Origin of the sequence: Erythrobacter sp., assembly GCA_019739335.1 — a bacterium.
GTDB lineage: Bacteria > Pseudomonadota > Alphaproteobacteria > Sphingomonadales > Sphingomonadaceae > Alteraurantiacibacter.
Genome location: CP073261.1, coordinates 711,385 through 724,459, shown reverse-complemented (window position 1 = coordinate 724,459; position 13,075 = coordinate 711,385). Strand labels below are relative to the sequence as shown.

Here is a 13,075-nt window from a genome sequence, read left to right as displayed (position 1 = left end):
CCATTTCAGTTTCCGGGGGCTTCGGGGAAAGCGAGCGCCTGGTAGTGTTCGAGTGAATGCGCAGGCGGGCGAGTGCCCGAGGGCAGCGGCAGGCCGTTGAGCGATTGCCAGTAGGCGATGGAGGCATCGCGCCACCAGCTCGCTTCCTGCGCCTGAATGGTCAGGTTCTCGCTCACCGCGCGGTGGCGTTGCGGATCGACGTAATCCGAAAGCTCGGCCCAGGTTGACCGCATCGCTTCGGCGGCGGCGACACCGCGGTCATAGCGGGCAATCAGTTCCTCCCACAGCGGTCTGCCCGATGGCATCGGGTGATCCCAGCCGACGCGGCGGAACCACAGCAGGTAGGCTGGATCGATCTCGCGCGGATCGCTCCACTGCGCAGCTACCGAAGGCGCATATTGCGCCAGCGCATCGCTGCCGCTCGCGGTCCGGTCGAAGCCGATCCCCTGCGCATCGGCGCGGTGGTAATAGCACGGGTTCCACTCGGGGCGGGCGAGGTCGCAAACCCACGGCGCGGGGCCATAGTGGTGGCCGGTGCCCATCAGGTGCGCAAGGCCGAGCGGGGTCATGTAATCGACCACCGCCTCGCGGCTGCCCATCATCATTGGTACCACCGCTTCGACGAATTCCGGCTCGCGGCTGAACGTCTGCGCCGACCATTCGCGCGCGATCTGCTCGCTGGTCAGGGTCGGGTCCCACGCCAGCCGCCCGAAGGCATACCAGTTGGCCTGATCGAAGTCCGATCCCGACCAGTTGCGGTCCGAACCGATATTGGCGACACCCGCCATGCCCACCGGTGCGATCACGTCTGCCACGCTCCCGCCGCGCCCGGTATCCGCGTCGAGCACTTCCTCCCACATCGGCGCGAGGTAGGCGAGGTGGCTGGCAAAGCCGAGGTATTCCTTGGTGATCTGCGCTTCGAGCATCAGCCGGGTGTTGGGCATCGCTCCGAACATCGGGTGGAACGGCTCGCGCGGCTGGAAATCGATCGGGCCGTTCTTCACCTGCACGATCACATTGCTGGCGAACTGCCCGTCGAGCGGCACGAATTCGGCGTAGGCCTGCGCGGCGCGGTCGGTCTCGTCCTCGGCCGAATAGACGAAAGCGCGCCAGATCACCGTGCCCCGGTCGCCGACTGCTGCGGCCATCATGTTCGCGCCGTCGGCATGGGTGCGGCCATAGTCCTGCGGGCCGGGCTGACCTTCGGAATTGGCCTTGACCAGGAAGCCGCCGAAATCGGGAATCGCAGCGTAGATTTCGTCCGCTTTGGCCTGCCACCATGCTGCCACCGCCGGATCGAGCGGATCGGCCGTCGCCAGCCCGCCGATATCGCGCGGGGCCGAAAAGCGCGCGGAGAGATAGACGCGGATGCCATAGGGCCGCCACGCATCGGCAAGCCGCGCCAGCCGGGCGATATAGCGCGGCTCCAGCATCATGGCGCTGGCGTTGACGTTGTTCACGACCACCCCGTTGATGCCGATCGAGGCATTGGCGCGGGCGTAGTCGATCATCCGCTGGTCCAGCCGTTCGGGCAGGTGCCACCAGTCGAAGATCGACCGCCCGGCATAGCCGCGCTCGACATGGCCATCGGGATTGTCCCAGTGGTTGAGCAGCCGCAGCGACATGGCGGGGGCGGTGAACTGATCGACGCCTTCGAGGGTCCCGGTTTCTTGCAGGTGCCGCAGCATGGCGAAAGTGCCGTAGAGTAGGCCGAGGTCGTCATTCGCCGCAATCACGAGCCTGCTATCGTCCTGCCTGCGGATCGAGAACGCACCGGGAGCTGCGCCCTCCATATCGGCGATACTGCGCTCCCACATCGGATACAGCCTGTCTGCCAGTGCCAGGGTGAGGCGCGGATGGGGAGATACTTCGCTACCGGTCATCGTTCGTGCGGCGCGTCCAAGTTCCTGCAAGGCTGCTTCGACTCGCGGTGTATGATCCGCCAGAAGATGCACGCCTCTCCCGACATAGGGTCGCGCCGCATCGGCTTGGGCTTCCTCCAGCGGCGCGTAGCGCAGCCACAGGTTATACCCGTCCTCGGCCGCCGCGGGCACTCCCGCCGCAGCCAGCACAAACGCGATCAGTGCCGCGCAGAAGCGATTGACAAGCTCTCTTCCTCTCATCATGGTAGCGCTATCACAGAGCGCCGCACAGTCAAGTATGCGGCTGCATGGGAGGATGGAATGACGGGTCGCTTTTCGACCGCGCTGCTGTTGGCAGGCGCTGCTTTTACCACTGTATTCGCTCCTCTGGCCGCTCCGGTAGCGGCGCAGGACGTGCCCGCCATCGAGAGGCCGATGGCCGATGCACCCTACTGGGATGCCGCGCTTCCTGTCGAGGCGCGCGTGGCGGACCTCCTGTCGCGGATGACGCTGGAAGAGAAGATCGCCCAGATCATCAGCGTCTGGGACACCAAGGGCGATATCCAGAACGCCGATCACACCTTCGCGCCCGAACTGGCGGCGCAGGTCTATCCGCACGGCATCGGCCAGATCGCTCGTCCCAGCGACACCAGCGGACCTTCTTCCCCGCGCGAAGTGCGTCGCCGCTCGATTGAGGAGTCTGTGCAATATGTCATCGACGCGCAGCGCTGGGCGATGGAGGAAACCCGGCTGGGCATTCCGATCCTTTTCCACGAAGAGTCGCTGCACGGCTTTGCCGCGCGCGATGCCACCGCCTTTCCGCAATCGATCGGCCTTGCCAGCACATGGAATCCGGACCTCGTGCGGGAGATCAACGATCTCATCGCCGCCGAGGTGCGGGCGCGCGGCGTCCACCTCGTACTCTCCCCCGTGGTGGACGTCGCGCGAGACCCGCGCTGGGGACGGATCGAGGAGACTTTCGGTGAGGACCCGTTCCTCGTCGGCGAACTGGGTGTCGCTTCGGTCGAGGGGCTCAGCGGCCCCGGCACCGACGGACGGATCGGCGATGGGCAGGTGCTCGCCACGCTCAAGCACATGACCGGCCACGGCCAGCCCGAAAGCGGCACCAATGTCGGCCCGGCGCAGATCTCCGAACGAACCTTACGCGAAATGTTCTTCCCCCCGTTCGAGCAGGTGGTGCGGCGCACCAACATCGGCGCGGTGATGGCGAGCTATAACGAGATCGACGGGATTCCCAGCCACTCGAACTCATGGCTGCTCAACGACGTTCTGCGCGGCGAATGGGGCTTCGATGGTGCGGTGGTGAGCGATTACTACGCCATCGAGGACATGGCGCGGCTGCACCGGATCGTGCCCGACTATGCGGCGGCGGGCGAACTGGCGCTGCGCTCCGGCGTGGACGTGGACCTGCCGCAGGGCGACGGGTTCGAGAACCTGGCGCAAAGCGTTGCCGCCGGGCGGGTGTCGATGGCGGCGATCGATCAAGCCGTATCACGCTTCCTGACGCTGAAGTTTGAAGCCGGACTGTTCGACGATCCGTGGCCTGACATGGAAGAGGCCCTGCGCTCCAATACCGAGGAAGGTGTGGCGCTGGCCCGCCGGGCGGCGGAGCAATCGCTGGTGCTGTTGCAGAACGATGGCACCCTGCCGCTCGCCATGCCCGCAGGTGGTGCGGATCGCCCGACCATCGCGGTGATCGGCCCCAACGCCGATGTTGCGCGGCTGGGCGGCTACTACGGCGAACCGCGCGCCACCGTCTCACCGCTCGAAGGGATCCGCGCGCTGGTGGGCGATCGGGCCGAGATCGTGCATTCGCAAGGCGTCGTCATTACCGAAAACGACGACTGGTGGGCGGATGAAGTCACGCTGGGCGATCCGGCAGAAAACCGCCGCCGCATCGCCGCCGCTGTCGAAGTGGCGCGCAATGCCGACACCATCGTGCTGTTCATCGGCGATACCGAACAGACCAGCCGCGAAGGCTGGGCACCCACGCACCTGGGCGATCGCACCAGTCTCGACCTCGTCGGCGAGCAGAACGAACTGCTCGATGCGCTGGCCGCACTGGGCAAGCCGATCGTCACCGTGCTGGTGAACGGCCGCCCGCCGAGCTACCCGAACGTGGCCGAACGGTCCAATGCGGTGCTCGAAACCTGGTACGCCGGCGAGCAGCAGGGCCACGCGATTGCCGATGCGCTGTTCGGGCGGGTCAATCCGGGCGGGCGCTTGCCGGTGACGGTGGCGCGCAATGTCGGGCAGGTACCCAACTTCTACAACTACAAGCCGAGCGCGCGGCGCGGCTACCTGTTTGACGAAGTGACGCCGCTCTACCCGTTCGGCCACGGGCTCAGCTACACCACTTTCGAATACGGTACGCCCACGCTGTCCGCCGCCAGCATTGCCGCAGGGCAGGGCGTGACGGTGCGGGTGCCCGTAACCAACTCCGGGGCGATGGCGGGCGATGAAGTGGTGCAGGTCTACCTGCGCGACGTGATCAGCTCGGTCACTCGCCCGGTCAAGGAACTGGTCGGGTTCGAACGGGTGACCATTGCTCCGGGCGAAACGGTGATGGTCGACATTGCGATCCGGCCCGAAGCCTTCATGCTGTGGAACCGCGACATGGAGCGGGTTGTCGAGCCGGGTGAGTTCACGATCATGGTCGGCCCCAGTTCGGTCGACCTGACCGAACTGACGCTGACGGTAGCCGAATGAACCGGCGCGGTGCCCTGAAGCTGCTGGGGGGCGGCAGTCTCTCGGCACTCGCGATTGCGCAGGCCCCGCTGGCCTTCGCGCAAGCCAGCGCGCCGCTCTACAAGGATGCCGCGGCACCCATCCCCGCGCGCGTGGCGGACCTGATGGCGCGGATGACATTGGTGGAAAAGGTCCAGCAGATCCGCACCGCCTGGCAGGGCAAGGGCGAGATGATCGACGATCTCGCCTTCAATCCCGCCAAGGCCAGCGCCGCCTTCCCCCATGGTATTGGCCATGTCACCCGACCGAGCGACAAGCGGGGGGTTCCCGGCATCACCGGCGCTTCGGGCGGTACGGCGGCGCGCTGGCGCACGCCCGCACAGACGGTCGAATTCATCAACGCGCTGCAACGCTGGGCGCTGGAGGATACCCGCCTCGGCATCCCGGTGCTGCTGCACGAGGAATCGCTGCACGGCTACATGGCCACCGAAGCGACGATGTTCCCGCAGGCGATTGCCTTGGCGGGGACGTTCGACACCGACCTGATGCGCCGGGTGCAGGCGCAGATCGCCGCCGAGGTGCGTGCGCGCGGGGTGCCGCTGGTGCTTTCCCCGGTGGTCGATATCGTCCGCGATCCACGCTGGGGCCGGATCGAGGAGACCTGGGGCGAGGATCCCTATCTGGTCGGCGAAATGGGCGTTGCCGCCGTCGAAGGCCTGCAAGGGCCGGGCAAGTTCGAACGGCTGGCGGACGGTAAGGTTTTCGCCACGCTCAAGCACATGACCGGGCACGGCCAGCCCGAAGCGGGCAACAACATCAGCCCGGCACAAATCAGCGAGCGCGAATTGCGCGAAAACTTCTTCCCGCCGTTCCGCGAGATCGTCCGCCGCACTTCGGTCGGCGCAGTGATGCCGAGCTACAACGAGATCGACGGGGTGCCGAGCCACGGCAACACCTGGCTGCTGGGCGACGTGCTGCGCGGCGAATGGGGCTTCGACGGCGCGGTGGTGAGCGATTACGGCGGCGTCCACGAACTCACCACCCTGCACCATGTCGCCGCCGATCTGGAGGAGGCCGCGCACCAGGCGCTGCTCGCCGGGGTGGACAGCGAACTGCCCGAAGGCATGGCCTTTGCCACGCTTGTCCATGCGGTGGAGGCAGGGCGGATTCCGCAGGCGCTGGTGGATACCGCCTGCGCACGGATGCTGACGCTGAAGTTTCGCGCCGGGCTGTTCGAGAATCCCTATGGCGATGCCGAGCTGGCCGCCCGCGTCACCGGCAATGCCGAGGCCCGCGCACTGGCGCTGGAAGCGGCGCGCAAGAGCATGTGCCTGCTCGTCAACCGCAACAATACCCTGCCGCTGGACGAGACCAGTATGGGCCGCGTCGCGGTGATCGGGCCGAACCATGCCATTGCGCGGCTGGGGGGCTATTCGAGCGTTCCGCAGCAGACCGTGAGCCTCATCGAAGGGCTGCGGCAAGTCGCACCTGAGGCCGATTTCGTCACCGCGCAGGGCGTATTCATCACCAACAGCGAGGACCGCTCGCAAAGCCAGATCGTGCTGGCCGACCGCGACGAGAACCTGCGCCTGATCGCTGAAGCGGTGGAAGTGGCGCGCGGTGCCGATGCCATCATCCTCGCCATCGGCGATACCGAGCAGACCAGCCGCGAAGGCTTTGCCGCGAACCACCTGGGGGACCGGACGACTATCGACCTGGTCGGCGAACAGAACGAATTGTTCGACGCCCTGCGCGCACTCGGCAAGCCGCTGGTGGTGGCTGCGATCAATGGCCGCCCGCCAAGCTGGCCCAATATCGCGCAGCACGCCGATGCAGTGCTCGAATGCTGGTATCCGGGGCAGGAGGGCGGTGTGGCGATGGCCGAGACGCTGCTCGGCCGCAACAATCCCGGTGCGAAACTGCCCGTCACCGTGGCGCGCAATTCCGGGCAGGTGCCGATCTATTACAACTACAAGCCCAGCGCCTTGCGCGGCTGGCTGTTCGAGGACCGGACTCCGCTGTTCCCCTTCGGCCACGGGCTGAGCTACACCAGCTTTGCCATTTCGGAACCGCGCCTATCCGCTACGCGGATCGCCGCTGATGCCCCGGTGGACGTGCGCTGCACCGTCACCAACACCGGCGCGCTGGAAGGCGATGACGTGGTCCAGCTCTACATCAGTCGCACGAACGTTTCGGTGACGCAGCCAGTGCTGCTGCTCAAGGAATTCGCCCGCGTCTCGCTGGCACCGGGCGAAAGCCGCGAGCTTACTTTCACGCTGACGCCGGAAAAGCTCGCCTTCTTCAACCGGGACATGGTGGAAATGAACGAGCCGGGGCCGGTGACCGTGCATCTGGGTTCCTCCTCTGCCGCCGAAGCGCTCAAAAGCGCGGAACTGACCGTCCTGTGAGTACCGCCGGGGGGGCAGACGCGAACCGCATCACGCAGACCGGCGGGCGCTATCGCTGGGCGATCTGCGCGCTGCTGTTCGCGGTCATCACGATCAATTACATCGACCGGCAGGTCATCGGCGTATTGAAGCCGGTCATCGAAGACGACATGGGCTGGTCCGAAGTCGATTACGGCAACATCGTCACCGCCTTTCAGGCGAGTTACGGACTGGGCCTGCTGTTCGTCGGCCGCTGGCTCGACAAGGTCGGCACCCGCAAGGGCATGGCGATTGCCATCGCGCTGTGGAGCATCGCCGCCTGCTTCCACGCGGGCGCGCGCACCGTGTTGCACTTCATCCTCGCCCGCGTGGCGCTGGGGATTGCCGAGAGCGCGGCCTATCCTGGCGCGGTGAAATCGGTGGCCGAATGGTTTCCCCGGCGCGAGCGCGCACTCGGAGTCGGGTTCCTCAATGCCGGGGCCAATGTCGGGGTGCTGATGACCCCGATCGTCGGGATCATGGTCGCGGGGATGTACGGCTGGCGCGCGGCGTTCCTGATAACCGGCGCGCTCGGCTTCGTGGTGCTGATCGCCTGGTTGCTGATGTACCGCCAGCCGGAGGATCACCCCAGGGTTGGCGCGCAGGAACTGGCCTATATCGAACAGGACGGCGAGGACGCGAAGGGAGCGCCACTGCGGTGGCGCGAGGCGATCCGCCAGCGGCAGGCGTGGTATTTCATCTGCGGCAAATTCTTTACCGACCCGGTCTGGTACCTGTTCCTGTTCTGGCTGCCCGATTTCCTGGCCCGCACGCGCGGGATGGAGCTGTTCCCGACCGGCGACAGCGGCATTCTGGCGACCATTGGCCCGGCGCTGATCGGGGTTTACCTGCTGGCCGATGTCGGCTCGATCTTCGGCGGTTGGCTGTCAGGCCATTTCATCAAGCGCGGCTGGACCGTCAACCGCGCGCGCAAGACCACGCTGCTGCTGGCGGCGCTCTGCGCAGTGCCGCTGATGTTTGTCACTTCGATCGACAACACCTTCGTGGTCGTGCTGTTGATCGGGCTGGGCACGGCGGGGCATCAGGCCTTCAGCTCAAACATCTTTGCGATGATCAGCGATCTCTATCCACGCCGCGCAGTGGCGACGATTGCCGGGATGGGCGGGCTGGCCGGATCGGTGGGCGGCATCCTGATCGCGCAGGCGACCGGCTGGACGCTGGAGCTGACCGGCTCTTACCTGCCGATCGTGATCTACGCAGGGCTGGGCTACCTGATCGCCTTTGCTGCCATTCAATTGCTGGTACCAAAGATGGAACCAGCCAAGCTTTCCCAACCTGTAAATGCTGGAGAATGAAGTGAGCCTTATCGACGGCCCGAAAAGCGGATGGTCGCGCCGCGAGACCCTCGCCGGGATGATTGCCCTTGGGGCTAGCGCCTGCGCGGGGGACGGAACGGCCAATCCGCCACCCACTGCAGGGCCGGTGCCTTCGCCGACTGGGGGGACAAGCGCGATTCCCGTACCCTCGCTCGATACTTTGGCGCGGCGATCGGGCCGCAAGTTTGGCAGTTCGGTGGGCTCCATCGCGCGAACCACGGACGCGGCCTCGGTGCAAAACCCGCAGTACACGCGCATCCTCAGCGGCGAGGGCAGCGTGGTGGTGGCCGAGAACGAGATGAAGTGGCAGGCGCTGCGGCCCGATCCGGCCAGCTACGATTTCGAGCGCTTCGATGCGATCGTCGCCTGGGCGCAGGCGAATAACCAGGCGGTGCGCGGCCATACCCTGCTGTGGCACCGCCCGCGCTGGTTTCCCGAATGGCTCAACAATTACGATTACGGCGCCAATCCCGTTCAGGAGGCCGAGCGGCTGCTGACAGAGCACATCCGCACTGTCACCGCGCGCTATCGCGGGGTCATCCATAGCTACGACGTCGTCAACGAAGCCATCGATCACGATACCAATGGCACCATCGAAACCAGCATGAGCCGGGCAATGGGCAGTCCGGAGGCGGTGCTCGATCTCGCCTTCCACACCGCGCGCGAAGCGGTGCCGGGCGTACAACTGGTCTACAACGACTACATGAGCTGGGAACCTGCGCACCGGGCGCATTGCCGCGATGTGCTGCGGCTGCTCGAAGGATTCCGCGCGCGCAATGTCCCGGTCGATGCGCTCGGCATCCAGTCGCATATCGAGATGTTCGCCATCGATCCGGCCACCGGGGTCGGCCCCTATGCCGAGCGTGAGTGGCGGGCGTTCCTCGATGAAGTGGTGGCTATGGGCTACGATCTGGTGATCACCGAGTTCGACGTGAAGGACAAGGCGCTCCCCGCCGATATTGCCACGCGCGATGCCGCCGTGGCCGATTACACCCGGCGCTATTTCGATGTGATGCTGGAATACCCGCAGCTCGGCGACATCATGGCCTGGGGTATGGTCGACAAGTTCAGCTGGCTGCAGGGCTTCGCTCCGCGCGATGACGGACAGGAAGTGCGCTGCTGTCCCTACGATTCCGCTTACCGCGCCAAGCCGCTACGCACGGCGCTGGCGGAAAGTTTTGCCCAGGCTGCGGCCTGAACCTCTCGCTGATCGGGAACTGAAAGAGGGGCGGTGCCGCGAGGTGCCGCCCCTTTTTCATTGCCTCATTTCTTGCCAGCAGTGCGCAAAGAAGAACCGCCGCCCCCTCTTCTGGGAGCGGCGGCCTTTTGCCGGATCCGGCGCCACGGGGGAGTTAGAACGTGGCGCGGATGCCGAAGCTGAAGCGGCGGTCGTTGATGAAGTAGGACCGCGGACCGATCAGGCCATCTGCGGTGAACTGCTGCTGCGTCTGCGTCACTTCGTTGAGCAGGTTGGTGCCCTGGATCGCCAGTTTCACGTTGTCCGTTAGCGAAAGGAAGATCGACGCATCGAGCTGCCCGGTCGCCGCATTGTAGACCGGATAGTAGGGGAAGATCACGTCCCGGCTGGTGAGCAGGAAGCGTGAGCGCCAGTTGTACGCCGCGCGGGCTGCGAACGGACCCATCTCATAGAACACCGTCGCATTGACGTTGTGGCGCGAGAGCTGTTCGAGCGGCAGGTTCCCCGGCCGGACGTTGCCCTCCTGCCCCGGCGCTTCGATCCCGCCGATCTCGGCGTTCGGAATGCCCTGGCTGTCGATGTAGGTGTAGTTGCCGGCAAAACCCAGCCCCGCCAGCGGACCCGGCAGGAAGTCGTAGGTCTGCTGGTAGGCCAGCTCGAACCCGCGAACCTCGCCCCGTTCTTCGGTGTAATTGGCCGGACCGCGAACGGCGACGTCGAACGTCTGCCCGTTGTTTGTGAGTGTCCGCGTGGTAACCGAGTCGTAGAAGAAGTTGTCGATCGACTTGTAGAAGCCGTTCAACGTGAGCGAGCCGACCGTATCGAAATACCATTCGAACGAAAGGTCAAGCTGGTCTGCCGTTGCCGGAAGCAGGAACGGGTTGCCTGCGTTCGCCTGGAAGCGGAAGCCCGAAGTGCGATCGGCACCAACGGTAACGAAGTTGCGGCCGTAGCGGAAATCGGGCCGGGCCATTGTCCGCGAGGCGGAGAAGCGGACCTGCATTTCCTCGTTGAGCTCGAGTCGCAGATTCAGGCTCGGCAACCAGTTCTGATACTCGTTGATCGCCGTGTTTTCGACAAACGCGTTGTTGGCGAATGCCTGGGCATTGGCATAGCCTTGCGGACCGAGATCGCACTCCGCAGGCAGGTTGGGGACCACCGGCGGTGTGCCCGGAGGCGCGCCATCGGGCACACTCGGCGTAGCATCGCACGCGGTGGCAAACGGATCCCCGCCGCCGATCGTCGTGGCTTCGGGGAACGCAATCGACCCGTCTGATTCGAGCGCCGTGTCGACAAACCGAACACCGATATTGCCGCTGATCGTGGGATAATCGGCGTAATCGGCATTGCCAAATGACAGCATGGCATATCCGGCAAAGGTGCGTTCAGATACAACCTGGATATCCGAAGGGAGGAACGGCGTCCCGGCGATCACGCCGTCGCGCTGGGCGAGCGGACGCCAGCCCTGCGGTTGGGAAAGCGGGACGCCGTTGCCATCGACCTCACCGCAGCTGTTGGTACAGCCCACCTGTCCGTTGCGGAAATAGTCTTCGACGCCCTGGAAGAAGGCAGCCGAATTCTCATATTGGCCGATCAGATCGCCGGCGAAGTAATTTCCGCCTACTGGACCCGGGGTGGCGCCGCGGAAGAAATTCGGGAATTCGAAAAATTCGGTGGCGTATTGGCCTTCGGGATACTCGTCGAAGAATACTGCGCTACCGCTGTTCTGCGCCCAAACCTCGGACAGACGACCCCAGTTGTAGGTTGTCGAACGCACGGTCTGGTCACGGTCGGCATAGCGCCCGCCAACCTTGAAGCGGCGCAGGAAACTGTCGTCGTTGAACGAATACTGCGCATCGCCGCGGAAAGCATATTCCGCGCCGTCGCTGGCTTCGATGTGATCCATCGCCGAGCGCCAGAAGGTGTAGCGGTTCGACGTGAAATACTCCGCATCGGTCAGCCCGTCCATTTCGTTCGGCCCAGCCCAGGTGGCGCGGGTGTTCTGCGGCTTGGTCGGGATGACGATCGGGAGATTCCCCGAAATGTCCAGTTGGGTGTCGGCAAAAGTCGAACCCATCACGGAGAAATCGAGATTGTCAGTGCTGGCTTCGGTGTACTGGGCATCGACATTGAATGCCCAGCGCTCATTCGGCGTATAGCGGAAGTTGAAGCCGAAATCCTGATTGGTGGTTTCCTGCAGAACCTGGCGACGGCTCAGCGATTGCTGCACCCCGCCGGTGGAAACCCGGCCACCGCCGTTGCCACTGTCACCGCCGGTGCGCCAGCCGGTGCCGGGCAGGACGATGTAGCCGCTTTCGAAGACGTTATCTTCGTCCACCTGATAGGTCGTGCCGTTGGCGGGGAAAGTGTTGTACTCGGCAAGGTCAGGGCCCGATTCGAACGTGTGCTCGCCCCAGGCATTGGAAGAATCGGCGCGGAACCACTGCAATGTGGCTACCATGGTCTCGTCCGGGCTCTCCCACTGCGCGGCCGCCGTGTAGCCATAGCGCTGGCGATCATAATCCTGCGTACGGAATTGCCCGCCGATCGGGGCATAGAGTTCATCGAATCCTGGAACCGGCGTTCTTACCACATTGCCCGAGCCATTCGCTCCGGCAACAGTTTCGCCGTCACGTGCCTGGAAGTTGGTGACCTGGATGCCGTCCGAACGGCTGAGAACCTGCGAATAGCTGACTGCCGCGAGCAGGCCGAAGCGCCCGGCATCGGTATCCCAGGTGTTGCTGATCAGCGCCGAACCCTGAGGGGAGAATTCCTCGATCAGGTCCGAATAGTTCACTTCCAGCGTGCCGCCCATATAGAGGCCGTTGTTGTCGAACGGAACGCGGGTATTGAGATTGACCGTCCCGGCAAGGCCGCCTTCGATCATTTCCGCTGTCACATTCTTGGCGACCACGACCGAGCCGAGCAGTTCGGCGGGCACGTCGGCAAAGCCAAGCTGGCGACCGCCGTTGGCCGAAAAGGCATCGCGGCCGTTGAATTCGCCGCGCACGAAGTTGAGGCCGCGGATAACCACACCCGCGCCTTCGACCGAGAAGTGATCCGGATCGTTCGAACCGGCAAAGCGGTTGATCGACACCCCGGGGATGCGCTGCAGCGCTTCGGTCACCGAGCGATCGGGAAGCGCGCCGATATCTTCGGACGTGATCGCATCGACAATGGTATCCGAATCGCGCTTGATGTTCTGCGAATTGGCCAGCTGGGCGCGAAAACCGCTGACGACGATCTCGTTCTCAGGATCGGTTTCCTGCACGGCAGTTTCTTCGCCCCCCGCAGTGTCCTGCGCATAGGCAGTGCCCGCAGCAAGCAGCGTACCGACAACGGCCAGCGAGGAGCCGGTGCGCAAGGTCCGGCGCAACCAGCCGGAACGCGCAGAATCGCCGATGTGATTTGTAAACGTAGTCCAGGCCACGCTGGTACCTCCCCATGTTAGCGCTACCAAATTTTTGGCTAGCGATTTCTTTTCAGAACTGCGTGTGTAGGCAGACAACGCAATCAAGGCAATGGGGTATAGATGCGGCATTG

At 64.6% G+C, this 13,075-nt stretch carries 6 protein-coding genes; 4 read left to right on the top strand and 2 right to left on the bottom strand.

Translation table 11 applies throughout. The features are described 5' to 3' along the window. Positions 1–5: 5 nt before the first annotated feature. Complete coding sequence (locus JY451_03570; GenBank protein ID QZH75687.1) at positions 6–2,126, bottom strand: alpha-glucuronidase; 2,121 nt, start codon at positions 2,124–2,126, stop codon at positions 6–8. 57 nt (positions 2,127–2,183) lie between these two features. Here JY451_03570 and JY451_03565 point away from each other — a divergent pair, with 57 nt between their 5' ends. The 4 genes from JY451_03565 to JY451_03550 are packed head-to-tail and all read left to right on the top strand — an operon-like array spanning position 2,184 to position 9,532. Continuing rightward, positions 2,184–4,592, top strand: coding sequence for a glycoside hydrolase family 3 C-terminal domain-containing protein (locus JY451_03565; GenBank protein ID QZH75686.1), 2,409 nt, complete (start codon positions 2,184–2,186; stop codon positions 4,590–4,592). After that, positions 4,589–6,979 carry a glycoside hydrolase family 3 C-terminal domain-containing protein gene (locus JY451_03560; protein QZH75685.1) on the top strand — a complete coding sequence of 797 codons (2,391 nt, stop codon included), beginning with the start codon at positions 4,589–4,591 and terminating at the stop codon, positions 6,977–6,979. Before JY451_03565 ends, JY451_03560 begins: the two co-directional genes overlap by 4 nt. Positions 6,980–7,008: 29 nt before the next feature. After that, positions 7,009–8,313 (top strand): MFS transporter, encoded by a 1,305-nt coding sequence (locus JY451_03555; GenBank protein ID QZH76537.1) that lies wholly within the window; start codon positions 7,009–7,011, stop codon positions 8,311–8,313. After that, positions 8,300–9,532 (top strand): endo-1,4-beta-xylanase, encoded by a 1,233-nt coding sequence (locus JY451_03550; GenBank protein ID QZH75684.1) that lies wholly within the window; start codon positions 8,300–8,302, stop codon positions 9,530–9,532. The genes JY451_03555 and JY451_03550 overlap by 14 nt, the downstream gene beginning before the upstream one ends. A 154-nt stretch (positions 9,533–9,686) precedes the next feature. On the opposite strand, the gene JY451_03545 is transcribed toward JY451_03550, so the two are convergent. Further along, entirely contained in the window at positions 9,687–13,073 is a 3,387-nt protein-coding gene (locus tag JY451_03545) for a TonB-dependent receptor (protein ID QZH75683.1), read from the bottom strand. Positions 13,074–13,075: the final 2 nt, after the last annotated feature.